Here is a 24,235-nt window from a genome sequence, read left to right on the forward strand (position 1 = left end):
TTCCTTGCGGCGACCGCGCGGGTGGGCGACGATCGCAGGATGCTCTTGACGATCACCTGCACACCACCCGAAGGCGCCGCATGGCCGGCGACCGACCTGGGGTTCTTGCTGCACAAGAACCCCGACCGGGTGCAGGCGTTCGAGCAGTCCTACGGCGTCGCGCACGTGCTGTACCCGGAGGCGAACGCGGCGCGATGCACGGCGGCGCTGGTACTGGAGATCGACCCGATCCGGTTGGTGCGCGGACGTTCGCGCGGCACGCCGGATTTCAGCCTCGGACAGTACGTCAACGATCGCCCGTACGCGGCATCGTCGCTGCTGTCGGTCGCGCTCGGTGCGGTGTTCCGCACCGCATTGCACGGCCGCTGCGATCAGCGTCCCGAACTGGTTCGCACCGCGCTGCCGCTGCGGATCGAACTGCCCGCCGTCCCGTGCAAAGGCGGCCCGGAGGCAGCCGAGCGGGTCTTCGCGCCGCTCGGTTGGTCCGTGGCGGCCATTCCCCTTCCGCTCGATCCGGCCTTCCCGGAATGGGGCGATTCCCATTACGTGCGAATCGAACTCACCGGTATCGTCGCACTTACCGACGCCCTCTCACACCTGTACGTACTACTGCCGGTCCTCGACGGAGCCAAGCACTATTGGGTGGCGGCGGATGAAGTCGACAAGCTGATCCGCGCCGGATCGGGTTGGCTCGCCGAGCATCCCGAACGCGCCTGGATCGCCCGGCGCTACCTGGCCCGGCGCCACTCGCTGGTCCGCACCGCCCTTGCGCGCCTCGCCGAGATCGACGACACCGACCCGGAACAGCTGGACGCGGTCGAGGACACCGGCGACGAGTTCGATACCGAACAGCCGAATTCGGGCGACATTGCCGCCGCGAGTGCGACCACCGATGATTCGGCCGTCGCGGCCACCGTCGACGCGAAAGTTGTGGTCACCGAACGGATCTCCATCGAAACCGATGGACATACACCTTCGCTGGCAGTACAGCGGAGGGCGGCGGTGCTCACAGCACTGCGCGCCGCCGGGGCACGACGGGTGCTCGACCTGGGCTGCGGCGAAGGTGCTCTTCTTCGGGAGCTGTTGGCGGACACGACCTTCAGCGAAATCGTCGGTGTCGATGTGTCGATGCGCTCGCTGAACATCGCGAAGCGGCGACTGCGGCTGGAGCGGATACCGCAGCAGTCGGCTCAGCGGCTGACCCTGCGCCAGGGTGCGCTGACCTACACCGATGCGCGGCTACGCGGCTACGACGCCGCGGTGCTGATGGAGGTCATCGAGCACGTGGACGCGCCGCGCCTCGGCGCGCTCGAACAGTCCGTATTCGGTTCGGCGGCACCCGGTTCGGTGATCGTCACGACACCCAATGCCGAGTACAACTCACTCTACGAGGGGCTCGCGGCAGATAAATTCCGACACTCCGATCATCGGTTCGAATGGACCCGCGCCGAATTCACGGCGTGGGCACACGGTGTCGCGAATCGGTATGGATACCACGCGCGTTTCGCCCCGATCGGGCCCGAACATCCCGACGCCGGTTCGTCGTCTCAGCTTGCGGTGTTCACCAAGGCCACCGCCGAAACCGCCGACGGCGCAGCGAAAGGAGCCGCGTGATGGCCGAGCTTTCCGTCCCTGAACTCTCGCTCGTCGTGTTGATCGGCAGCACTGGTTCCGGGAAGTCGACGTTCGCGCGCAAGCACTTCCGCGCGACCGCCGTCGCGTCCTCGGATGCCTGCCGCGGGATCGTCAGCGACGACGAAAACGACCAGTCGGCCACGCCGGAGGCCTTCGCGCTGCTGCACCACATCGCGGGGATGCGGCTGCGGCGCGGCCTTCGCACCATCGTCGACGCCACCAATGTGCAGCCGAAGGCACGTCAGGAACTGGTCGCGGTGGCCCGCGAGCACGATGTATTCCCGGTGGCCATCGTGCTCGACGTGCCGGATTCGCTGTGCTTCGAACGCAACACGCTGCGCGCCGACCGCTCGCATCTCCAGCGCCACGTCGTCACCAGGCAGCAGCGCGAACTGCGCCGCGGCCTGCGCGGCCTGGAACGCGAGGGCTTCCGCAGGGTGTACGTGCTGCGCGGGGTCGAGGAGATCGAATCCGCGACGATCGTCGATGAGCGGTCGTGGAACGACAAGCGTGACCTGACCGGCCCCTTCGACGTGATCGGCGATGTGCACGGCTGCCGCGCCGAGCTGGAGACGCTGCTCGGCCGGCTGGGCTACGAGCTGCACCGCGACGCCGTGGGCCGTGCCGTCGGGGCTGCCCACCCGGATGGGCGCACCGCGGTGTTCGTCGGCGACCTCGTAGACCGCGGCCCGGACACTCCCGGCGTGCTGCGGCTGGTCATGGGCATGGTGGCCGCGGGAACGGCGTTGTGTGTCGCGGGCAATCACGAGAACAAGCTGGTGCGCGCGCTGGACGGGCGAGGTGTCCGCATCGCACACGGGCTCGCCGAGTCGCTCGCTCAGTTGGAGGCGCAGGACGAGGACTTCCGTAAGGCGGCGCACGACTTCTGCCGTGGCCTGGTCAGCCACTATGTGCTCGACGGCGGCAATCTGGTCGTCGCGCACGCCGGGCTGAAAGAGCAGTACCACGGCCGCATGTCCGGCCGGGTCCGGTCCTTCGCCATGTACGGCGAATCCACCGGGGAGACCGACGAATACGGCCTGCCGGTGCGCTATCCGTGGGCCGAGGATTATCGCGGTCGCGCCACGGTGCTGTACGGCCACACACCGGTCACGGACCTGCGGTGGGTGAACAACACACTGTGCCTGGACACCGGTGTGGTGTTCGGCGGCAGGCTATCGGCTTTGCGGTACCCGGAGCGAGTGCCGGTTTCCGTTTCCGCCGAAAAAGTTTGGTACGAGCCGGTGCGGCCGCTCCAGGCCACCACCATCGCGACGGCCGAGGGCGTCGTGCACCGTGATCCCGGTGTGCTCGACCTCGACGACGTGATCGGCCGCCGCGTCGTCGAAACCCGCCAGCACGGCCGTGTCGGCGTGCAGGAGGAGAACGCGAGCGCCGCACTGGAAGTGATGAGCCGCTTCGCGATCGATCCGCGCTGGCTGGTGTACCTGCCGCCGACCATGGCGCCGTGCGCGACCTCGGAGCTGGACGGACTGCTGGAACACCCGGCCGAAGCCTTCGCCTATTACCGATCCGAAGGCGTCGAGCGGGTCGTGTGCGAGGAGAAGCACATGGGCTCGCGCGCCGTTGTACTGGTAGCGCGTTCCGCGCAGGCGGCGCGCGACCGGTTCGGGGTCGAGGATGGCAGCACCGGCGTGATCTACACGCGCACAGGCCGTCCCTTCCTCGACGACACCGCGCAGACCGAGGCACTACTGGCCCGAGTGCGCGCGGCCGCCGAGACCGCCGGACTTTTCGAGGAACTGAACAGCGCATGGCTACTACTGGACACCGAATTGATGCCGTGGTCGGCGAAGGCCGTCGGCCTGCTGCGAACGCAGTACGCGGCGGTGGGCGCGGCGGCGCGGGCATCGCTCGGCGCCGCCGCCGAACTGCTGAGCGCCGCGGCAGGCCGTGGTCTCGACGTCGCCGACCTCGCGGGTCGCACCGCGGCCCGCAGGACGGATGCCGATGCTTTCACCACCGCGTACGGCCGGTACTGCTGGCCGGTCGACGGGTTGGCCGGGCTACGGATCGCCCCGTTTCAGATTTTGGCCGCCGACGGCGTCAACTACGCAGTGCGCGACCACGATTGGCACTTGGAACACATCGACCGGCTGGTTGCGGCGGATAGCGACCTGTTCGCGCCGACCGCACGCAAGATCGTCGACCTCACCCAGCCCGAGGGCGAAGCGGCCGCCACCGCGTGGTGGTCCGAGCTGACCGCGACGGGCGGCGAGGGCATGGTCGTCAAGCCGCTCGACGCGCTGGTGCGCAACGCGGCGGACCGGCTGGTCCAGCCGGGTGTGAAATGCCGTGGATCCGAGTATCTACGGATCATTTACGGCCCGGAATACCTGCGCGAGGACAACCTTCGACGTCTACGCGCCCGCGGACTCGGCCGCAAGCGCTCGATGGCGCTGCGCGAGTATGCACTCGGTCTGGAGGCGCTGGATCGTTTTGTCGCGGCCGAGCCACTCTGGCGTGTTCATGAAGCGGTCTTCGCGGTACTCGCCCTGGAAGCGGAGCCTGTCGACCCACGGCTCTGACCGCGGGAAGTAAGTCAGGCACACACTGCTCGACGGTGGCTGGTTCGGCGTTCCCGAACACCAGCGCCACCGCCTGGCCAGGCTCTCGCCACGCCTCGGTGTCGCCAGGGTGCCGTTCGATACGCTGATCGCCCCTTTCGCGGCGGTGCGGCTGGTGCGCTCCGCGCGCAGCGCCGTCTACGACGGCTGGGCCGACATGGCACTGGGCATGCGCCCCTACGACGCCATGATGCCCGGCTGGAACGGCGTTTTCACGGCCCGCTCGCTGGCCAGGATGTACGGCGCGATCGCCAACGACGGCATGGTCGGCCACCGCCGCCTGCTGCGTCCCGAAACCACCCGACTCCTCGCCGAGATGCCACCGAACAGCCGCTATGACTACGTGCTCGGCGCGGCACCGCACTTCGCCCTCGGCTACCACCGTGCCATCGTCGGCACCAAGCTCACCCGGCGTGCGCTCGGCCATTTCGGTATCGGCGGATCGGGCGGTATCGCCGTGCCCCGCCTCGGCCTGTCCATCGGCTTCGTCACCAACCACCTCGGCAACCACGCCATGTCTCTGGGCGACGCCCGCCTACCCATGCTCGCCGCCATGTCCGAGCGTGCGGCCTGCTGGTCGAGCGCCGGCGTCGCGACCGACATCCTCGACGCCACGGCGGCAGCGAGCTGACCGGCCGCCACCTACCCGCGTCGCCACCGCGATATGCGCTGCGGCGCCGCACTATCGGCCACCGCGCACGATCGGCTACTGCGCGGACCCTTGCGCCTTCAGCTTGCGCCACCCACCTGCCCGATTGTTGGCGATGATCTGACGGAACATCGCCAGCAGGGCCGGGGCGTTGAGGGCCTCCTCTTCGCGGACCGCCACCGTGCGCGCGGTCTGGTTGTCATGGCCCGCGGTAATGATGCCTTCGGGGTCGGGCACAATCGCGCCGTCGTAGAGGAACACGTTGACGTGCAGCCGCGCCGCGAGCAGAGCGCAGATGTTGCCATCCAGCACGAAATACGGCTGCACGGTCCGCTTGATGGTCTCGACGACCTCCGGGTCCGCCTCGTGCACCAGCTCGCGGACCTCGTGGCAGATCCGCTGCTGCCATTCGGGTAGCACGTCGATGTAGGCATCGACGCGTGGGTCGGCCTTGTAGGACATGTAGTAATCCAAACACAAACACCCGCCGTCGGGTGCCGTCTCAGGGCAGCCGACGGCGGGTGTTCGCGGTCAGTAGTTGTGGCAGGTATCGGCCACCGTGTTCATCTTGTCGCGCATCTGCGCAAAGCGCGGATCGTCGCGGCGTTCCTCGATCTTCCCGCGATGCTCCTGCATCCGCTCCTTGACCTTCGGATCCTCGAGATGCTGCTGGATGGCGGCCTTGCGCTGCTCGGGCGACAGGTTCAGCAACTGTTCCAACTTCGCCTTACGCTCCGGGTTGGCGTCGAGGCGATCGGCCAACTCGGGGGCCGTCGCGCGCAGCGCGGCGTCCACCTGAGCAAACGAGCATGTCGTTTCCGCGAGCAGCCTGCCGGGCCCGCCCGGCGCCGCCGCCGCGATACCGGGAGCCAACAACGCCGCCGAAGCGCCTATGACGAGCGCGCCGCCCGCGATGGCGATCCGGATACGACTCGATGTGGACCTCATGTTCGAACCTCTCACAGTAGGTAAATCGAATGTCGATCAACGACACCGTGGGAGCAAACCCGGAAATTCTAAGGCGGGCCTGGGAATCAGCTGCGAACCACATCCGCATCGGATTCGAGGCGTGATCCGATGGTGGGCGGTGCCCAACGCACGGACAGCTATCACACCGCTTCCTCTCAGCACACTTGATAGCTACAGCCAAGGGCGACGGCCTCGAGGTGATCGATGCGCTGGATGTGATTGCGCGGAGGTTTTCGGTGAGGTGAAACGACCGGTGCGAGCCGCCGTGATCGCACGCGGCATCGCTGTTCGAACTGTTGTCGGGGTGACAGGATTTGAACCTGCGACCCTCCGCTCCCAAAGCGGATGCGCTACCAAGCTGCGCTACACCCCGTTGCTCTCCCGGCGGTATCGGCCGCCGCGGAGGATGAATTCATCTGTGTGGAGCGGGTGACGGGAATCGAACCCGCACTATCTGCTTGGAAGGCAGAAGTTCTACCATTGAACTACACCCGCAGGCATACGACATCTATGGGATCGCCACGATGCCGTGTGCGTACCGACTGTACCGAACGTCGCTTCCGAAACACTAATCGCCCCACACGGACCGATGCGGCGCAATCATTCTCGTCGACAGCGACATGGTCGAACATCCGTTGTAGCCGTCGGCTATGACCGTGAGGCGGGGCACGTCGGCGTGCCGTCGGCATGTCGGTCCGCGACTTTCCAGCGAACAGAAGTCATGTGTAACGCCGGGGGCCTGAGAGCGATGTCATACCCGACCGCCATTCGCGAGGGTTCGAGAACACGTTGTAAAACAGCGTTTTTCGAAGCCGGGTGGCTTGCTAGGATCCTTTTTGCCGGACGGGGGGTATCTGGAAAGGGGGCGGTGAGCGTGCACCATGCAAGGTGGACTCGACCGCGTGGCAGTGGGAACGATCGGGGTGAAGCCTGCGCCGGTGTGGCTACGTCGCACCGCGTTATCGACCCGAGCTGTGCCGGGTGAGTGCGATGCCGACAGACATCGGGCCCCCGGTAGCCGACATGGCCAGGGCGTGGGCGCGTGCTGTCTGCGCCGAGCCCGGTTCACACGCGGCACCCAAACAGCTGGAACCAGTTCTGATCGAGATCATCGAACGACTGCTACAACTGGCCAGGTCCGAGCCTTTCCCCGTGCCGGAGGCACGGATGCTCGGCGCCCGACTCGTCGAGGCACCTTTCGAGCGGACCAGGATGCTGGCGCAGGCCACCCGGTGGCTGCTCGGCTTCCCCGCCGGCGTGCCGGGATCGCTGGTCGCCACGCGCTGGCCGCTGGTCGCGAGCCAGGCCATCGACAGCTATGCCCAGGCGCTGCAGGAGCGCGCGCTGGCCCAGCAGGAACAACATATTTCGGCGGCGGTGTCGTTACGGGTGCAGGAAATCGCGGCATTGCAGCATCGGCTGCGCCACGAGGCGACGCACGACGCGCTCACCGATCTGGCCAACCGCACGCTGCTGCAGGACCAGGTAAAGCTGATGGCGGCCGACCCGACCCGAGGCGTCGGCCTGCTGTTGATCGACCTGGACCGCTTCAAGCAGATCAACGACGGCTTCGGGCACTCGGTCGGCGACGAGGTGCTCGTCGAGCTCGCCCGCAGGCTGCGTCAGATCTGTCCACCGGAGACGGTGATCTGCCGCTACGGCGGCGACGAATTCGTACTCGCCACCAACCCGTTTCGCAACAGCCTCAGCGAGCTCGCCCACCAGATCGTCGGTGCGCTGCACGACCCGGTGTGGTCGACGGCAGGTCCGGTGCCGGTGTCGGCGAGCGTCGGCACCGCGTACTGCGCGCCGGGCAATCCCTGCGATTTCACCGATCTGCTTCGCAAGGCCGATCGCGCGATGTACTCGGCGAAGACCGCGGGCGGCAGGCGTTTCGCCCTCGCGGAATCCGACGAACCGGATATCACGACGGCCGTCGCGGGCTGAGCAGGACGATCCACAGACTGTCTGTCCGTCCTAGGGACGCACAGCGGGTCTGTGGGTCAGCCTGCTTGGCAGCTGGGGCACCAGAACAGGTTTCGCGCCTCGAGCACGGAGTGCGCGACCGGGGTGCCGCAGACGCGGCATGCGGAGCCGGGACGGCGGTACACGTAGGTGCGCGGCCGATCGACCGCATACGACGGTTCGCCGCGATCGTGTTCGGGCCGGACGACGACCATCTTGCCGACCCGCACACCGACTCCCATCAGCGCGACCAGATCGGTCCACATCGCGTCCCACTCCCCCGCGCTCAGCGCGGTCCCCGGACGCTGTGGCGAAATGCCGTGCCGGAACAACAGTTCCGCACGGTAGACATTTCCGACGCCGGCCAGTACCTGCTGGTCCATCAGCAGCGCACCGATCGGCCTGCGCGAACGGTGAATTCGCTGCCAAGCTCGATCAGGGTCCGCGCCGCGCCGCAGCGGGTCGGGGCCGAGCCGGTCGGTCAACGCCGCCACCTCGGCGTCGGTGTACACCTCGCAGGCGGTCGGCCCGCGCAGATCGGTGCCGAAGCCTGGCGCCTCGCCGGGCCCGCCGCCGAATATTCGCATCCGCACCTGCCCGACCGGCTCCCCCATCGGGACGAGCCCCTCGGTGAACTTCCCGTACAGCCCGAGATGCACATGCACGACGAGTCCCGACTCGTAGTGGTGCAGTAGATGTTTGCCCCACGCCTCGGCCCGCACGAGCAGCTGCCCGTCGACCCGGGCGGCACCCGCGGCGAACTTCCCCTGCGGGCTCGACACCCGCACCACACCGCCCGCGAGACGCCGCTGATGCAGCTTCGCGAGACGGTGCAGCGTATGTCCCTCAGGCACAGCCGACTACGCCCTCGCCCGGATCAGTACGCGGGGACGGCCGGTGCGACACCGGTCTTTTCGTACTCGGCGAGGATGTCGATGCGGCGCTGGTGACGCTCTTCGTCGGACCACTCGGCCGCGAGGAAGGCGTCGACGATCGCGAGGGCTTCCTCGGTGGAATGCATGCGGCCACCGATACCGATCAGCTGCGCGTTGTTGTGCTGGCGGGCCAGTTTCGCGGTCTCCACGCTCCAGGCGAGGGCACAGCGAGCGCCGGGCACCTTGTTCGCGGCGATCTGCTCGCCGTTGCCGCTGCCGCCGAAGACGAGCCCGAGGCTGCCAGGGTCGGCAACGGTGCGCCGGGCCGCCTCGATGCAGAACGCGGGGTAGTCGTCGATGGCGTCGTATTCCAGGGCGCCACAGTCGATGGCGTCGTGGCCTGCCTGCTCCAGATGGGCCTTGACGAGATTCTTCAGTTCGAAACCGGCATGGTCGGCACCCAGGTATACGCGCATGGCAGCGATTCTCTCAGGCCGCTTCGGCGGATTGACACCGGCACCGCTTCCCCGCGAAATCAGTTGTGCACGATGCGGTGATCGAACGGTCGCTCGGCACTCGTGTGACACTCCTACTGAATAGAGTTCTTCCCATGCAGCCGCACGAACCCCCGCCGGCGGGCCCGCCGGTCGACCCTTATGCCCCGCAGGCCGGGTGGGCACAGGCTCAGGACACGCCCGCAGGGCCTTACGGCTCCGCGCAGTATCCGTCGGCGCCACAGCCCTATCCCACCGGGCCTTATCCTGGGCCTTATCCCACGCCGCCCTACGGGCCCGCGCCCTACGGCGGCGCGCCGGTGCCGCCGGCGATACCGCCACAGCAGCAGCCGCGCGGGCTATCGCCCTTCGGGATGCCTGCCAGGCACAGCTGGGAGATCCCGCTGCTCATCGTCGTCGTGATGCTGACCGTTGTCACGTTCCTGTTCGCGATCCTGTTCGCGGCGCTCGGCACCATCAATCAGTACATCCTGTTGTTCCTCGCCGCACCGTTGCTCGTGTGGCTCGTTCGTGGTCAGACGTTCGCGAGTTTGCGCGTCAACGGCGTCAAGATGTCGCCGACCCAGTTCCCCGAGGGCTATCAACTGGTGGTCGAGGCGGCCGCCAGGTTCGGTATGAAGAAGGTGCCCGACGCCTACGTGCTGCTCGGCAACGGCCAGATCAACGCCTTCGCCTCCGGGCACGGATTCCGGCGCTTCGTCGCGGTCTACAGCGACCTCTTCGAGGTCGGCGGAGCGGCACGAGAACCCGACGCGCTGGCGTTCATCATCGGCCACGAGGTCGGCCACATCGCCGCCGGGCACGTTTCCTACTGGCGGCAGCTCGGCATGTACCTGGTGCCGTTCCTACCGATCCTCGGCAGCTCACTGATCCGCGCGCAGGAGTACACCGCCGACAATCACGGCTTCGGCTACCGGCACCTCGGCGCGCCGACGGCCATGGGCACCCTCGCCGCCGGCAAGTACATGAACACCCTCGTCGGCTTCGACGAGATGGCCGATCGGGCGGCGACGGAGAAGGGCTTCTTCGTCTGGATCGTCAACGCCATGTCCTCACATCCCGTGCTGACCTGGCGCATGTGGGCGCTGCGCGATCGCAGCAGGCACGGCAATATGTTCCTGCGCCCGAGCCGGCCCGCGAGCGCGCCACCGGCGGGCAACTACCCGAGCAGCTACGGCCTCGTCCCCACGCAACCGCCGAAACCGGTGCCGTAAATCCGCCTGATCGGTGGCACCGCCGACCGCGGTGCCACCGATCGCAAGCCATCAGCTCAATCGAAGGCAGGGTCTTCGGTGCGGGTGCGCTTGAGCTCGAAGAAGTGTGGGTAGGACGCCAGCGCGACCGCGCCGTCCCAGAGCTTGCCCGCCACCTCGCCGCGCGGGATCCGGGAAAGCACCGGACCGAAGAAGGCATTGCCGTTGATGTGAATCGTCGGGGTACCGACGTCGGGGCCGACCTTGTCCATGCCCTCGTGGTGGCTCTTGCGCAGCGCCTCGTCGTACTCGGTGCTCTCGGCGGCCTTGGCGAGGTCCGCGGAAAGGCCGACCTCGGCGAGGGAATCGGCGATCACCGCGGCGAGCGATTCCGCCCGTGACTCCCGTTCGTACTCCTCGCGACGATTGTGGATGCGCGTCCCCATGGCGGCATAGAGCGGGGCGAGCACCTTGTCGCCGTGCTCCTGCGCCGCGGCGATCGCGACCCGGACCGGGCCCCAGCCCGTGGCGAGCAACTCCTTGTACTGCTCGGGCAGGCCGTCACGCCCCTCGTTCAGCACCGACAGGCTCATGACGTGGAATTTGACGTCGATGTCGCGGACCTGTTCGACCTCGAGGATCCAGCGTGAGGTAATCCAGCACCATGGGCACAGCGGGTCGAACCAGAAATCGACAACATCCTTTTCGGCGCTCACAGGTCGCTTCCTCTCGATCTCATGCGCTAACAGCGGCGGATATGACCCGCCATTATTCGAGCCAACCACGCGATGGCGCGATTCGTTCCCGTCTCGAGGTCCGTATTTCCGATGGGTCGTTTTCGAGAACGGCGAGCAGGAGTCCCAGTAGGGTTGGAGCGCAGGAGTCCGGTTCCCTCTCGACAAGGAGTCCGCAATGACCTCTGATCGACGTTTCGTCATCGTCGGCGGCGGACTGGCCGCGGCCAAGCTCGCGGAAGCGCTGCGAGACAACGACTTCGACGGATCCGTCACGGTGATCGGCGCCGAGGAACATCTGCCCTACGAGCGGCCACCACTGTCGAAGGAATACCTGGCGGGTAAGAAGTCGCTCGCCGATTTCACGGTGGATCCGGCCCAGTGGTACCGCGATCACCACATCGATCTGCGCCTCGGGACCACCGTGACGGGCATCGATCCGGTCGCGAAGACCGTCACACTGCCCGACGATTCGACGCTCCCCTATAGCAAGCTGGCGCTGGCGACCGGTTCGACGCCGCGGCGCCTGCCGATCCAGGGCGCCCAGGCGCCCAACGTGTACACGCTGCGCACCATCGACGACTCCGACACCCTCATCGAGCTCTTCGGCCGGGCACGGCGGATCGTGATCATCGGGGCAGGCTGGATCGGCTTGGAGGTGGCCGCGGTCGCGCGCGCCAACCAGGTCGAGGTGACCATTGTCGAGTCCGCCGAACTGCCGTTACTCGGAGCGCTCGGGCCGGAAATGGGCACGGTGTTCGCGGACCTGCATCGGGCACACGGCGTGGAGTTCCGGTTCGGCGCGCAGGTCGCCGAGATCGTCACCCACGACGAGGTCGCGACCGGGGTCAGGCTCGGCGACGGCACCGTCATCGAGGCCGAGGCCGTGCTGGTGGCGATCGGCGCCAGTCCGAACATCGAACTCGCGGTCGATGCCGGGCTCGCCGTCGACGGCGGTGTGCTCGTCGACGAGGGCCTGGCTACCAGCAATCCGGATATCGTCGCCGTCGGCGACATCGCCGATCAGCTGCATCCCGTGCTCGGGCGTCGAATTCGGGTGGAGCACTGGGCAAACGCGCTCAACCAGCCCGCCGTCGCGGCCGCGACCATGCTCGGCAAGCCCGCCTCATACGACCGCATGCCCTACTTCTTCACCGACCAGTACGACCTGGGCATGGAGTACAGCGGCTACGCCGCGCCTGGCGACTCCGCACAGGTGGTGGTGCGCGGCGATCTGGAGAAACGTGAGTTCGTCGCGTTCTGGCTCGATGCCGACAACCGGGTGCTCGCGGGCATGAACGTCAATGTCTGGGACGTAACCGACCGGATCAAGGCACTGATCGGCGAACAGGTCGAGCCGGACCGTCTCGCCGATACCGCGGTGCCGCTCTGACAATGGTGATGCGGATCACACGACGAACATTCAGAATGTGTCGAAGCGGCGCGGCGGGCTCCGACCTCACCGCGAGAGCGTCACACGGGCGCACCGAACGACAGGGAGCCGTGCCATGAAGTACATGCTGCTGAAGACCTACAGCCCCGCCGCCCACTGCGACACCCCGATCACCGAGTGGTCACCGGAAGAGATCCAGGCGCACATCGACTTCCAGCGGGCGCTCGGCGCGGAACTCGCGAAATCGGGCGAGCTCGTCGACGCCCAGGGCCTGGCCGGACCCGAGCAGGCGGTGCTGGTGAGCTCCGATGGGCGGTCCGCGCCGGTGGTGACCGACGGCCCGTTCCCGGAGACCAAGGAGTTCCTGGCCGGGTATTGGCTGGTCGACGTGGACAGCCCCGAGCGTGCGCTGGAGATAGCCGCGAGGGCGTCGGAAGGCCCCGGCCCCGGCGGCAAGCCGATCGGCGAGCACATCGAGGTGCGTGCGGTGATGGGCGCTCCTGCCACCGAGCAGTGACCCGATACGGCGCAGCGGCCGCCCCCAGCACAGCGAACCCTCGCACCACTGCGAGTACTGCGCACAGCCGATGACGCGGTGATCTTGTCCCGCACCGTCGAGTCGCGGACAATCACACGATGACCAGGACGCTGCCCGTCGGCACCGAGGACCTGTTGCGCGAGCTCGCGCCGCAGGTTCTCGGCATGCTGGTGCGTCGATTCGGCGATTTCGATACCGCGGAGGACGCGCTACAGGAGGCCATGATCGCGGCAGCGAGGCAATGGCCGACCGAGGGACTGCCGGACAACCCGCGCGGGTGGCTCATCCAGGTCGCGCAGCGTCGAATGGCCGATGTAGTGCGTGCCGAGGTCGCCAGGCGGCGCAGGGAGGCAACGGTTTTCGAACGGGATGTGCCCGAAACCGAGGCCGTCGACCGTGATGACACGCTCGCTTTGTTCTTCCTGTGCTGCCACCCGGCGTTGTCCTCGGCGAGTGCGATCGCATTGACGCTGCGGGCCGTCGGCGGTCTCACCACCGGCGAGATCGCGCACGCCTTCATGCTGCCGGAAACCACCATGGCGCAACGTATCTCGCGGGCGAAGAAGCGGCTGTCCACGCTCGACCGCCCCTTCGCACGGCCAGGCGACGCCGAATGGCGCGAGCGACTCGGCTCGGTACTGCACGTGCTCTATCTGATCTTCAGCGAAGGCCACACCACCACCTCCGGCCCGGACCTGCATCGCGCGGATCTGTCCACCGAGGCGATCAGGCTGGCCAGGTCGATTCACGGTCTGCTGCCGGACGACACCGAGGTCACCGGGCTGCTCGCGCTGATGCTGCTCACCGATTCCCGCCGCGGCGCGCGGACCGGAACGCACGGCGAACTGATCCCGCTCGCCGAACAGAATCGCGCACTCTGGGATCGCGTGGCAATCACCGAGGGCCTACGGCTGACCACCAGCACCCTCGCACAAGGATTGTCCGGCCCCTATCAATTGCAGGCAGCCATTGCCGCCCTGCATGCCAAGGCAATTCGCGCCGAGGAAACCGAGTGGGGCCGAGTCCTCGCTCTCTACAACATGTTCGAACGGATGGCACCGAACCCTATGGTGACCCTCAACCGCGCTGTCGCCACGGCGATGGTGCACGGCCCCGTGGCAGGACTCGAACTCGCCGACACCCTCGACGACCAACTGGTAGGCAACCACCGGCTCGACGCCGTCCGCGGCCATCTGCACGAAATGGCAGGCGATGTCGACGCCGCCATCGCCTCGTACACGACCGCCGCGGGCCGCACCACCAGCACACCCGAGCGCGACTACCTGACCATCCGTGCCGCCCGACTCCGCACTGCGGCGCGCGACTGACAGATCGGCCGCGCTGACCGACCTCACGGACAGCCCGGTTCGGATCGTGACCAGGATGCGCCGTTGCGGTACGCGAGTGCGCGGACTCCGTGTCGGTCAGCGGCCCCCCGGCAACGCACGGCAGACTGCATGGTGTGACAGGCAAATACAGCGCGGGCGTTCTCCTATTCCGCAGGATCTCCGGCGGCACCGAGGTGCTGATCGGACATATGGGTGGGCCGTTCTGGGCGCTTAAAGACAACGGCGCCTGGTCGATTCCCAAGGGCGAGTACGACCAGGGGACCGAGGACGCAGCGGCCGCTGCGCGCCGCGAGTTCACCGAGGAGCTCGGCTTGCCCGTGCCGGAAGGTGAGTGGATACCGCTCGGCGAGGTGCGCTACGGCAGCGGCAAGAGCACCAAGGACCTCACCGTCTGGGCAATCGAAGCCGACCTGGACCCGGCCGAGGTCGTCCCGGGCACCTTCGAGATGGAGTGGCCGCCGAAATCCGGCCGCCTGGCCACCTTTCCGGAAATCAATCGCGCCGCCTGGTTCGACCTCGCCACCGCGCACGACAAGCTCGGTACCGGTCAGCGGCCGTATCTGGATCGTCTCGCCGAACGTCTCGCCAACTGAACCGCACCTCGAGCGGGCACTGCCGGGGCCACCCGGCAGTGCACCGTGGACGTGGAAAGTGGCTGCCCGAACCGGAATTGCGACCTACGAACTCCAGGTCTTCCCGGTGATCAACTCGTATGCCTGCATGTAGCGCTGCCGCGTCGCTTCGACGATGTCGGCGGGGATTTCCGGGCCGGGGTACTCCCTGTTCCATCCGGTCGAGGTCGACCAGTCCCTGACGAACTGCTTGTCGAAGGAGCGCTGCGCGCGGCCGGGTTCCCATTCGGCGGCGGGCCAGAAGCGCGACGAGTCCGAGGTGAGGACCTCATCGCCGAGCGTCAGAGTTTCACCGTCCCAGCCGAATTCGACCTTCGTGTCGGCGACGATGACGCCGCGCTCGGCCGCGTGCGCCGCGCCGCGGGTGTACAGGTCGATGGTCACATCGCGCAGCTGCTCGGCGACCTCGCGGCCCTCCTGATTCACCACGTCCTGGAAGGTCATGAACTCGTCGTGGCCGGTATCGGAGATCTTGGTTGTCGGTGTGAAGATCGGCTCGGGCAGCTTGTCGCCCTCGCGCAGGCCCTCGGGCAGGCGCACGCCGGAGACCGCGCCGTCTCGCTGGTACTCGCGCAGCCCCATGCCGACCAGGTAGCCGCGCGCGATGCATTCGACCTGCACCATCTTCAGCGGCTTGACCCGGATCGCGCGGCCGGCGAACTCGGCGGGCACATCCGTGGTGGACAGCACGTGGTTGGGAATGTCGGCGAAGAACTCGAACCACCAGTTCGACAGCTGGGTCAGCAGCTTGCCCTTGTCCGGTATCGGGGTGGGCAGCGACACGTCGTACACCGACACCCGGTCGGTGGCCACGAGCAGCAGAGTGTCGTCGTCCTCGTAGAGGTCGCGCACCTTTCCCGCGTGGATGTGCTTCACGTCGCAGCTCCGATTCTGGTCGATAAGGTTTCTGAGAAAAGTTCCGCGCGGGCAACCTTACCGAGGTGGCATTGTGGTCAATGTCGTGCCTGCCCGGGCACAGTTCTTCGACCACGAAGGAGACTCATGTCTGCACCCAACCTGACTCGTGACCAGGCGATCGAACGCGCCTCGACAGTGTCGGTCGAGAACTATCGCATCGAACTCGACCTGACCGACGGGGCTGGTAAACCGGGTGAGCAGACATTCTCCTCGCGCACCACGGTCACCTTCACCGCCACCGCCGGCGCGAGTACGTTCATCGACATCGTGGCGCGCGCGGTCCGCTCGGCGGTGCTCAACGGCGCCGCGATCGACGTCGCCGATTACGACGAGTCCACCGGGTTGACGCTGAGCGGTCTCGCCGAGCACAACGAGCTCGTCGTCGAGGCCGACTGCGAGTACTCGAACACCGGTGAGGGCCTGCACCGGTTCGTCGATCCGACCGACGACGCGGTCTACCTGTACTCGCAGTTCGAGACCGCCGACGCCAAGCGGATGTTCGCCTGCTTCGACCAGCCCGATCTCAAGGCCACGTTCGACATCTCGGTCACCGCGCCGGCGGACTGGAAGGTCATCTCCAACGGCGCGGTCGTAGAAACCCTTGCGGCCGACCCCGGCAAGCACATTTTCCGTGCCACTCCGAGGATGAGCACCTACCTGGTCGCACTGATCGCGGGCCCGTACGCCGTGTGGACCGACGCCTACACCGACGACCACGGCACCATCCCGCTCGGCATCTACTGCCGCTCCTCGCTGGCAGACCATATGGACGCCGAGCGCCTGTTCACCGAGACCAAACAGGGATTCGGCTTCTACCACAAGAACTTCGGCGTGCCGTATGCCTTCGGCAAGTACGACCAGCTGTTCGTGCCCGAGTTCAACGCGGGCGCCATGGAGAACGCCGGCGCGGTGACCTACCTGGAGGACTACGTCTTCCGGTCCAAGGTCACCCGCGCCTCCTACGAGCGGCGCGCGGAGACGGTGCTGCACGAGATGGCGCACATGTGGTTCGGCGACCTCGTCACCATGAAGTGGTGGGACGACCTGTGGCTGAACGAGTCGTTCGCGACCTTCGCCTCGGTCCTGTGCCAATCCGAGGCCACCGAATACACCAGTGCCTGGACCACTTTCGCGAATGTGGAGAAGTCCTGGGCCTACCGGCAGGACCAGCTGCCCTCCACCCATCCGATCGCCGCGGACATTCCTGACCTGGCCGCCGTCGAGGTCAATTTCGACGGCATCACCTACGCCAAGGGCGCCAGTGTGCTCAAGCAGCTGGTCGCCTACGTCGGGCTCGAACCGTTCCTGGCCGGGCTGCGCGCCTACTTCGCCGATCATGCCTACGGCAACGCCACTTTCGACGATCTGCTGACCGCGTTGGAGAAGTCCTCCGGCCGTGATCTGTCGGACTGGGGCACGCAGTGGCTCAAGACCACCGGCCTGAATACCCTGCGCCCCGACTTCGAGGTGGACGCCGAGGGCGCGTTCACCTCGTTCGCGGTCGTGCAGGAAGGCGCGACCCCAGGTGCGGGCGAGCAGCGCGTGCACCGGCTCGCCATCGGCGTCTACGACGATCAGGACGGAAAGCTGGTCCGCACCAAGCGAATCGAACTCGACCTGGAGGCGGCCGAGCGCACCGACGTCCCCGAACTCGTCGGCGTCGCGCGCGGCAAGCTGGTGCTCGTCAACGACGACGACCTCACCTACTGCTCGGTCCGCCTCGACCCCGATTCGCTCGAGGTCCTCGTCAACCGCATCGGTGACATCGCCGAACCACTGCCACGCACCCTGGCCTGGTCGGCCGCGTGGGAGATGACGAGGCAGGCCGAAATGCGGGCGCGCGAGTTCGTCGCACTGGTCGAGCGTGGCATCGGCACCGAGACCGAAATCGGTGTGGTGCAACGCCTGCTGATGCAGGCCAACACGGCCATCGGCAGCTACGCCGATCCCGAATGGGCCGCGACCGCCGGCTGGCCCGGGTTCGCCGACCGCCTGCTAGAGCTCGCCCGCGAGGCCGCGCCGGGTTCGGATCACCAGCTCGCCTTCGTCAACGCACTCACCGGCGCCGAGCTCTCCGCTTGGCACACCGAGGTACTGCGTGAACTCCTGGATGGCGATGCCGCCCCCGCCAAGATGGGCCTGCCCGGCCTGACCGTAGACGCCGACCTGCGCTGGCGGATCATCACCGCGCTCGCGGTGGCGGGCGAGATCGATGCCGACGGCATCGACACCCCGCTGATCGATGAGGAACTGGCCAATGACCCGACCGCGGCGGGCAAGCGGCACGCCGCGGCGGCAGCGACCGCGCGGCCGATCGCCGAGGCGAAGCAACAGGCCTGGTCGACGGTGATGGACGACGATTCGGTCCCCAACGTCACCGCCCGCTCGATCGTCGGCGGCTTCGCCCCGACCGGCCAGAACGAGTTGCTGACGCCGTATGTGGACCGGTACTTCACCGAAGTCCCCGGAGTCTGGGACCGCCGCTCCAGCGAGGTGGCCCAAACCGTGGTGATCGGCCTCTACCCCGCATGGGCGATCAGCGCGGACGCCGTCGCGAAGGCCGACAAGTTCCTCGCGGGCGACCATCCGCCCGCCCTGCGCCGCCTCGTCGTCGAGGGCAAGGCGGGCGTCGAACGCTCACTGCGAGCTCGCGCGTTCGACGCCCAATAGGAGCCATGATCAACGGGGCATGACTGCGGCACCACACGAGTGACCGCACCGTCGTGTCCCGTTGATCGCGGGTGCCCAGCTCCCCTACCCAAGGCAAGTCCCAAAGCGCAACTACACACCATGATCGACATGTCCCGGGTTGACAGCGCTCGGCGCGCCCACCCGTTTCGGGTGAGCGCGCCGGTGGCTACCGAAGTCGGACTGTCAGCGGCCGATAGCCGCGGCCATGACGCGGACCGCGGAGATCAGACCGTCGATGAGCTGGCCCTGACGGAAGGAGCTGAGCGCGGCGGTGACGCCGAGCTGGCAGACCCGATCGTTTGCGCGGTCGGCGACCGCACTGCCGGAACGGACCTCGATCGCGCGATCGTTGGGCGAGACGGCGATGAGTACCGAGTGCGTCGCCTCGGGGGTCGTGGGGAAGATCGCGTCCACGCCCGCTGCTGCGTCCTCACCGAGATCGCCGATGTAAATGTTGAAGCGGACCTTGGTTGCCCTGGTCGCCTCGGTGAGCACATTGTCCATCGCAAGCCGCTCGTCATCGCTGAAGGGGGCTTCCTTGAAGACATCGCCTGCTTCGTGCACGCCGGACACCCGTCCACTGGTCGTGACGACGTATCCGTGCGGTAGATCGGCCTCGACCACCGCGGGCCAATTAGAACTTGCCACTTGCCCGGCCTCCGATCAGCTCCGCCTCGGCGGATTCGATAGCCGCATGACTGCCATGCTGGCTCTCACCGTGGTGACCTCGGCTGGTCACCTCGTCGGTAGCACTCCACAGCACCGGCGGCTGTGTCCACTTCTGACCGAGGTCGTAGTGGACCGGCTTGTCACCGGCCAGTGGCTTACCGAGAAACGACAATCCGGCGATCGCACCGTAGATCACCAGCGGGATGCCGAGGAAGATCAACACTGTCTCGAGAATGCTCACGCACCAACGGTAGACGATCGCGTGTAGTAGATCCTCTTCTGGTCGAGTGCTTTCGCGGATCGTGTCGAGTCAGATCAGCCAGGCCGCGGCGTTCGCGGGCAGCTGCCCGTTCTCCGGTCGCGCGCTCGCGAGCGATACTTCGCCGGGCGGCAACGAGATGGGGACGGCGGAGGTGTTCAGCACGCAAACGAGCCCACCGGGTCGCCGGAAGGCCAGGCAACCCGCTGGACTGCCGTACCACTCGATCCTCGGCCCGGCGAATTCCGGTCGCACGCCGCGCAATTGGATGGCCATCCGGTAGAGCGACAGGGTGGAACCCAATTCCTCCAGCTGCGACTCCACCGTCAGCCCCGCCCATTCCGGTGGCATCGGCAGCCAAGACGTCGCGGCGGCGGTGAACCCGAACGGCGGGGTGGCTCCCTCCCATGGCAACGGCACCCGGCAGCCGTCGCGACCGCGTTCGGTGTGCCCGGAGCGTTCCCAGACCGGGTCCCGCAGCACCTCCTCCGGCAGATCATCCACATTGGGCAGGCCGAGTTCGGAGCCGTTGTAGATGAACACCGCGCCGGGCAGCGCCAGCTCCACCATGAACATCGCCCGCGCCCGTGCCACGCCATCGAGACCGCCACCGTAGCGAGTGACCTCGCGTGCGATGTCGTGATTGGACAGCGTCCAGGTGGGCGATGCGCCGACCGGTGCCACCGCGGCAAGGGAGTTGTCGATCGCCGCGCGCACGGTAGCGGCGGTGAACGCGGCCTGGGCGAGCCGGAAGTTGAAGGCCAGGTGCAGCTCGTCGGCGCGCACGTACTCGCCGAAACGGATGTTGTCGTCCACCCATACCTCGCCGATGGACACCGCGTTCGGGTACTCGTCGAGCACCTTGCGGATACGGCGGTGGATCTCGTGCACCTCAGGATTGTTGAAACGCGGGTCGCTGTCGTCGTTCACCAGCATCGTGGTCTGGACACGCGCCATGTCGGGCAGTCCGTCCGGCTTGGCCATGCCGTGCGCGACATCGAGGCGGAACCCGTCGACGCCCCGGTCGAGCCAGAAGCGCAGGGTCTGCTCGAAATCGGCGGCCACCTCTGGGTTCTCCCAGTTCAGGTCCGGCTGTTCGGCCGCGAATATATGCAGGTACCACTCGCCTGGCGTGCCGTCGGCCTCGGTGACGCGGGTCCAGGCGGGGCCGCCGAAGATGCTCGGCCAATTATTCGGCGGCTGCGCGCCGCTCGGCCCTCGGCCTGCGCGGAAGATGTAGCGGTCGCGGTCGCGGCTGCCAGGCGCGGCGGCGAGTGCCGCGACGAACCAGGGATGCCGGCTGCTGGTGTGGTTCGGCACCAAGTCCATCGTGACCTTGATATGACGGTCGTGCGCCTCGGCGATCAGTTCGTCCATCGCTGCGATGCCACCGAACAGCGGGTCGATATCGCGTGGATCGGCCACGTCGTAGCCGCCGTCTGCCATGGGCGAGCGCATCACCGGACATATCCACAGCGCGTCGATACCGAGTAGTTCCAGGTAGCCGAGCCGCTCGCGGACCCCGCCCAGGTCACCGACGCCGTCACTGTCGGAGTCCGCGAAGGATCTGGGATAAACCTGGTAGAACACGGCAGACCGCCACCATGGTTCAGTGGTGCGATCCACCGACGCCGGAGCGGCTGGTGTATCAGTCACACCGCTTATAGTGCCAAAACTATGCGGCAAAATCGCTCAGGCTGACGAGCGTCCTCGACATACGGCTAATTATCAGCATTCAACGCTGTCTGCCGAAAACCCAGGCGCCATCTCGATAATCGACGACCAAGATCTCAGAAGGTGGCGTTCATCATCGAATTCGCCGCCATCTCCAGATAATCCAGCAGCGCCTTGCGGCGCTCGTCATCGAGCGCAGCAGGCTCGATCTCCGCCACGCCGATGCGCATGCAACGCAGCCACGCGTCGCGCTCCACCGGACCGATGGTGAACGGATTGTGCCGCATCCGCAGCCTCGGGTGGCCGCGCTCCTCGGAGTAGGTACGTGGACCGCCCCAGTACTGCTCCAGGAACATTCGCAGCCGACGCTCGGCGGGGCCGAGATCCTGCTCCGGGTAAAGCGGGCGCAGCACCTCGTCGGTCGCCACTTCGCGGTAGAACACGGCGACGATCCGCTGGAACGTTTCCGCACCACCGACCGCCTCGTAGAACGACTGCTCCGCGGTCTTTTGACCCGCCGCTTGTTCGCCGGAAGTCATCAGGTCCTCTCGATCGGTGCCGATGCTGATTGTTTCCATTGTGCTCGTGTCACAAACGCGCGGCCCTTCGACCACCACTAGCGACCGCCGCTCGAAACAACGCCGCCGCTAGCGACTGCTTGCAGGTCGGTCGAAACAACGCCGCCGCTAGCGACTGCTTGCAGGTCGGTCGAAACAACGCCGCCGCTAGCGACTGCTTGCAGGTCGGTCGAAACAACACAGTTCATCTGACATTGTTCGAAATCACCGTGCAATAGCCGACGTTCCATGGTCAACTGGGTGGCAGTGTCTGTCGAGATACCACATGATCTTGAAATCGACGAAATCGGGGCCCCCATGAAGCAGCGGCACGGCCGATCACGCGAGGCCAGAACGCATCGACAACTCCAGCCCGCCGACGTCCACAATCGTGGGTCGGGGGCTGCTCCGCTGCACATCTTGTCCGATCACTACCCGGGTGCGCATCGCACCGATGACCTTCCTCACCACGGTGACGCCTCCCCGCACAGTGAGCATGGTCACTACCTCGCGTCCGTCCCCAGCGAGGGCACAAACTGGTTGAAGCGCCGGGTGTTGCTTCTCAACGCCACCTACGAGCCGCTCACCGCCCTGTCCGCGCGCCGCGCCGTCGTCCTGCTCATCTGCGACAAAGCAGACACCGTCCACCACGACCCCGAGGGGTCGGTAGTCCATTCTGCCGAGGCCGCGGTCAACATTCCTTCGGTGATCCGGCTGCGCAGCTACGTGCATGTGCCCTACCGCGCCCGCGTCCCGATGACCCGTGCCGCCCTCATGCATCGCGACCACTACCGCTGCGGCTACTGCGGCGGCAAGGCCGACACCATCGACCACGTCATCCCGCGCAGCCGCGGCGGCGAGCATTCGTGGGAGAACTGCGTTGCCAGCTGCGCGCCCTGCAATCACCGCAAGGCCGACAAAATGCTCAGCGATCTGGGCTGGACGCTGCGCTCGCCGTTGGTCTCGCCGAAGGGACCGCACTGGCGACTGCTGTCGACGACCGCCGATCTGGACCCGGTGTGGTTGCCGTATCTCGGCGAGGGCGCCGCCTGAGCGGTTCCGCTCAGGTGTACTCGGCCACCAGGATTGCCCAGGTGCCCGGTTCGAGCGCCTCGAACACGTGTGGGACATCGCCCGCATACGAGATGTAGTCACCGGGGTGCAGTTCGACGGGTGCGTCGATGAGACCGACCAGCGCCCGCCCTGCGGCGATCAGCACGTGCTCGACGACACCGGGGATATGCGGGGCGGATCTGCGCGCGTGTCCCGGCTCCGCGGTGATACGGAACAGATCGCGCCGGGAACTGGTCGGAGCCGCGGCGAGCAAGGTGGCGCGGTAGTCGGATTGCTCGGCGACCACCACCGGCCCCTCCCCCGCCCGAATTACCTGGACATGTGGCCGCGGCGGGTCGAGCAGCCGGGAGAAGGGCATCTCCAGCGCTACACACAGCGCCCAGAGCGTTTCGAGGCTCGGATTGCCGGTGCCCGATTCCAGTTGGGACAGAGTAGATTTCGCGATGCCCGCCCGGCCCGCCACCTCGGTGAGTGACAGACCGGCACGCGTACGTTCGCGGCGCAACGACGCGGCGATCACCGCCTGCGGCGTCGCGACCGTCGATTCTTCCCGCACCATGCCAGCTCCCGTCGAGTAAGACCGCCCAACAGAAAACCATATTGACGAACCGCTCGACCATGTTCAGTATAAGAAACATGCGTTCGATATGGCGAACACTCGATCGGGACACGCTCTCCGGCATCGCGGCGGTACTGCTCGCGGTCGGGCTGATCGGTGTTTCCTACGGCGCCACCGCCGTCACCTCCGGTTTTCCGCTCTGGCTACCCATTGTGCTCGGTGTGCTGATTCTCGCGGGAGGCTCGGAGTTCCTGTTCATCGGCATCGTCGCGGCGGGCGGCAGTCCGGTCGCGGCGGCGTTGGCCGGACTGCTCGTCAATGCCAGACATGTGCCGTACGGGTTGTCGATCCCGGACGTGGTCGGCACCGGCTGGCGGCGGCCGATCGGCGTGCACGTGATGAACGACGAATCCGTCGCGCTGGCCCTTGCGCAGCCCGATGTCGCGCGCAGGCGTGCCGCGTATTGGATCAGCGGGCTCGGGGTGCTCTTGGCTTGGCCGGGTGGCGCGGCGATCGGCGCCCTGATCGGGACCGTCGTTCCCGATACCTCGGTGATCGGGCTGGATGCGGTGTTCCCCGCGGTGCTGCTCGCATTGGTCGTTCCAGCTCTGCGGGCGCGGGCGGCGACCATGCGCGCGGCACTGTTCGGCGCGGCCGCCGCCGTCCTCAGTTCGCTGTTTCTGCCTGCCGGTATGCCGGTATTGGTCGCGCTCATCGGCGTCGTCTTCACCGCGTGGGGCCGGGGCGAGGAAGCCATATCGGAACCGGGCATCGAATGAGTTCGGCGGCAACAGCTTTT

The 24,235-nt window shown here is 66.9% G+C and carries 23 protein-coding genes and 2 tRNA genes; 12 read left to right on the forward strand and 13 right to left on the reverse strand.

The features are described 5' to 3' along the window. The first annotated feature begins 39 nt into the window (after positions 1-39). Genes ACLMAJ_RS25600 through ACLMAJ_RS25610 form a run of 3 tightly spaced genes read left to right on the forward strand, consistent with a single transcriptional unit; the run spans position 40 to position 4,854 of the window. Positions 40-1,614: a 3' terminal RNA ribose 2'-O-methyltransferase Hen1 gene (locus ACLMAJ_RS25600; RefSeq protein ID WP_412016369.1), complete on the forward strand. Its 1,575-nt coding sequence runs from the start codon at positions 40-42 to the stop codon at positions 1,612-1,614. After that, positions 1,614-4,184: a polynucleotide kinase-phosphatase gene (locus ACLMAJ_RS25605; RefSeq protein WP_412016370.1), complete on the forward strand. Its 2,571-nt coding sequence runs from the start codon at positions 1,614-1,616 to the stop codon at positions 4,182-4,184. Before ACLMAJ_RS25600 ends, ACLMAJ_RS25605 begins: the two co-directional genes overlap by 1 nt. 25 nt (positions 4,185-4,209) lie before the next feature. After that, positions 4,210-4,854: a serine hydrolase gene (locus tag ACLMAJ_RS25610; RefSeq protein WP_412016446.1), complete on the forward strand. Its 645-nt coding sequence runs from the start codon at positions 4,210-4,212 to the stop codon at positions 4,852-4,854. A 75-nt stretch (positions 4,855-4,929) separates the two neighbouring features. On the opposite strand, the gene ACLMAJ_RS25615 is transcribed toward ACLMAJ_RS25610, so the two are convergent. From ACLMAJ_RS25615 to ACLMAJ_RS25630, 4 genes are all read right to left on the reverse strand, one after another. Next, the gene (locus ACLMAJ_RS25615) at positions 4,930-5,334 is read right to left on the reverse strand and encodes a DUF1801 domain-containing protein (protein ID WP_412016371.1); all 405 of its coding nucleotides are present in this window, start codon (positions 5,332-5,334) and stop codon (positions 4,930-4,932) included. Between the two features lie 69 nt (positions 5,335-5,403). Then, complete coding sequence (locus tag ACLMAJ_RS25620) at positions 5,404-5,820, reverse strand: hemophore-related protein (protein ID WP_412016372.1); 417 nt, start codon at positions 5,818-5,820, stop codon at positions 5,404-5,406. 320 nt (positions 5,821-6,140) lie between these two features. Continuing rightward, positions 6,141-6,214 (reverse strand) — tRNA-Pro (locus ACLMAJ_RS25625). A 48-nt stretch (positions 6,215-6,262) separates the two neighbouring features. Further along, positions 6,263-6,336 (reverse strand) — tRNA-Gly (locus ACLMAJ_RS25630). Positions 6,337-6,831: 495 nt separating this feature from the next. Between ACLMAJ_RS25630 and ACLMAJ_RS25635 the strand changes: the two genes are divergently transcribed. Then, positions 6,832-7,788 (forward strand): diguanylate cyclase domain-containing protein, encoded by a 957-nt coding sequence (locus tag ACLMAJ_RS25635; protein ID WP_412016373.1) that lies wholly within the window; start codon positions 6,832-6,834, stop codon positions 7,786-7,788. Between the two features lie 56 nt (positions 7,789-7,844). Here the strand turns inward: ACLMAJ_RS25635 and ACLMAJ_RS25640 are convergent, their stop codons facing one another. After that, positions 7,845-8,660 carry an Fpg/Nei family DNA glycosylase gene (locus tag ACLMAJ_RS25640; RefSeq protein WP_412016374.1) on the reverse strand — a complete coding sequence of 272 codons (816 nt, stop codon included), beginning with the start codon at positions 8,658-8,660 and terminating at the stop codon, positions 7,845-7,847. A gap of 23 nt (positions 8,661-8,683) precedes the next feature. Then, on the reverse strand, positions 8,684-9,157 hold the full coding sequence (locus ACLMAJ_RS25645) for a ribose-5-phosphate isomerase (RefSeq protein ID WP_412016375.1): 474 nt from the start codon (positions 9,155-9,157) through the stop codon (positions 8,684-8,686). A gap of 134 nt (positions 9,158-9,291) precedes the next feature. On the opposite strand from ACLMAJ_RS25645, the gene ACLMAJ_RS25650 reads away from it, so the two are divergent. Continuing rightward, positions 9,292-10,410 (forward strand): M48 family metallopeptidase, encoded by a 1,119-nt coding sequence (locus tag ACLMAJ_RS25650; RefSeq protein WP_412016376.1) that lies wholly within the window; start codon positions 9,292-9,294, stop codon positions 10,408-10,410. Positions 10,411-10,466: 56 nt separating this feature from the next. Here ACLMAJ_RS25650 and ACLMAJ_RS25655 read toward each other — a convergent pair whose 3' ends face one another. Beyond that, positions 10,467-11,105 (reverse strand): mycothiol-dependent nitroreductase Rv2466c family protein, encoded by a 639-nt coding sequence (locus tag ACLMAJ_RS25655; RefSeq protein WP_412016377.1) that lies wholly within the window; start codon positions 11,103-11,105, stop codon positions 10,467-10,469. A gap of 196 nt (positions 11,106-11,301) precedes the next feature. Here ACLMAJ_RS25655 and ACLMAJ_RS25660 point away from each other — a divergent pair, with 196 nt between their 5' ends. The 4 genes from ACLMAJ_RS25660 to ACLMAJ_RS25675 all read left to right on the forward strand — a co-directional run bounded on the left by ACLMAJ_RS25660 (position 11,302) and on the right by ACLMAJ_RS25675 (position 14,996). Next, a complete protein-coding gene (locus ACLMAJ_RS25660; protein WP_412016378.1) occupies positions 11,302-12,516 on the forward strand; it encodes an NAD(P)/FAD-dependent oxidoreductase in 1,215 nt (404 codons plus the stop codon). 115 nt (positions 12,517-12,631) lie between these two features. Beyond that, positions 12,632-13,033: a YciI family protein gene (locus ACLMAJ_RS25665; protein WP_412016379.1), complete on the forward strand. Its 402-nt coding sequence runs from the start codon at positions 12,632-12,634 to the stop codon at positions 13,031-13,033. A gap of 119 nt (positions 13,034-13,152) precedes the next feature. Further along, positions 13,153-14,382: an RNA polymerase sigma factor gene (locus tag ACLMAJ_RS25670; protein ID WP_412016380.1), complete on the forward strand. Its 1,230-nt coding sequence runs from the start codon at positions 13,153-13,155 to the stop codon at positions 14,380-14,382. 134 nt (positions 14,383-14,516) lie between these two features. Continuing rightward, complete coding sequence (locus ACLMAJ_RS25675) at positions 14,517-14,996, forward strand: NUDIX hydrolase (RefSeq protein ID WP_412016381.1); 480 nt, start codon at positions 14,517-14,519, stop codon at positions 14,994-14,996. A gap of 84 nt (positions 14,997-15,080) precedes the next feature. On the opposite strand, the gene ACLMAJ_RS25680 is transcribed toward ACLMAJ_RS25675, so the two are convergent. Continuing rightward, positions 15,081-15,935 carry a phosphoribosylaminoimidazolesuccinocarboxamide synthase gene (locus ACLMAJ_RS25680; RefSeq protein ID WP_412016447.1) on the reverse strand — a complete coding sequence of 285 codons (855 nt, stop codon included), beginning with the start codon at positions 15,933-15,935 and terminating at the stop codon, positions 15,081-15,083. 102 nt (positions 15,936-16,037) lie between these two features. Here ACLMAJ_RS25680 and pepN point away from each other — a divergent pair, with 102 nt between their 5' ends. Further along, on the forward strand, positions 16,038-18,623 hold the full coding sequence (gene pepN / locus ACLMAJ_RS25685) for an aminopeptidase N (RefSeq protein ID WP_412016382.1): 2,586 nt from the start codon (positions 16,038-16,040) through the stop codon (positions 18,621-18,623). A gap of 204 nt (positions 18,624-18,827) precedes the next feature. Here the strand turns inward: pepN and ACLMAJ_RS25690 are convergent, their stop codons facing one another. The 4 genes from ACLMAJ_RS25690 to ACLMAJ_RS25705 all read right to left on the reverse strand — a co-directional run bounded on the left by ACLMAJ_RS25690 (position 18,828) and on the right by ACLMAJ_RS25705 (position 21,785). Beyond that, the gene (locus tag ACLMAJ_RS25690; RefSeq protein ID WP_412016383.1) at positions 18,828-19,292 is read right to left on the reverse strand and encodes a DUF5130 domain-containing protein; all 465 of its coding nucleotides are present in this window, start codon (positions 19,290-19,292) and stop codon (positions 18,828-18,830) included. Then, positions 19,279-19,554 carry an aa3-type cytochrome oxidase subunit CtaJ gene (gene ctaJ / locus ACLMAJ_RS25695; protein WP_412016384.1) on the reverse strand — a complete coding sequence of 92 codons (276 nt, stop codon included), beginning with the start codon at positions 19,552-19,554 and terminating at the stop codon, positions 19,279-19,281. Before ctaJ ends, ACLMAJ_RS25690 begins: the two co-directional genes overlap by 14 nt. Positions 19,555-19,623: 69 nt before the next feature. Continuing rightward, on the reverse strand, positions 19,624-21,228 hold the full coding sequence (locus ACLMAJ_RS25700) for a glycoside hydrolase family 13 protein (protein WP_412016385.1): 1,605 nt from the start codon (positions 21,226-21,228) through the stop codon (positions 19,624-19,626). A 134-nt stretch (positions 21,229-21,362) separates the two neighbouring features. Beyond that, the gene (locus ACLMAJ_RS25705; protein ID WP_412016448.1) at positions 21,363-21,785 is read right to left on the reverse strand and encodes a globin; all 423 of its coding nucleotides are present in this window, start codon (positions 21,783-21,785) and stop codon (positions 21,363-21,365) included. 336 nt (positions 21,786-22,121) lie between these two features. Between ACLMAJ_RS25705 and ACLMAJ_RS25710 the strand changes: the two genes are divergently transcribed. After that, complete coding sequence (locus tag ACLMAJ_RS25710; RefSeq protein WP_412016449.1) at positions 22,122-22,856, forward strand: HNH endonuclease; 735 nt, start codon at positions 22,122-22,124, stop codon at positions 22,854-22,856. A gap of 10 nt (positions 22,857-22,866) precedes the next feature. Here the strand turns inward: ACLMAJ_RS25710 and ACLMAJ_RS25715 are convergent, their stop codons facing one another. Beyond that, the gene (locus ACLMAJ_RS25715; RefSeq protein ID WP_412016386.1) at positions 22,867-23,436 is read right to left on the reverse strand and encodes a helix-turn-helix domain-containing protein; all 570 of its coding nucleotides are present in this window, start codon (positions 23,434-23,436) and stop codon (positions 22,867-22,869) included. A gap of 77 nt (positions 23,437-23,513) precedes the next feature. On the opposite strand from ACLMAJ_RS25715, the gene ACLMAJ_RS25720 reads away from it, so the two are divergent. Beyond that, entirely contained in the window at positions 23,514-24,215 is a 702-nt protein-coding gene (locus ACLMAJ_RS25720; protein ID WP_412016387.1) for an AzlC family ABC transporter permease, read from the forward strand. Positions 24,216-24,235: the final 20 nt, after the last annotated feature.

The sequence above is a fragment of the Nocardia arseniciresistens genome (assembly GCF_046764875.1).
Classification (GTDB): domain Bacteria; phylum Actinomycetota; class Actinomycetes; order Mycobacteriales; family Mycobacteriaceae; genus Nocardia; species Nocardia arseniciresistens.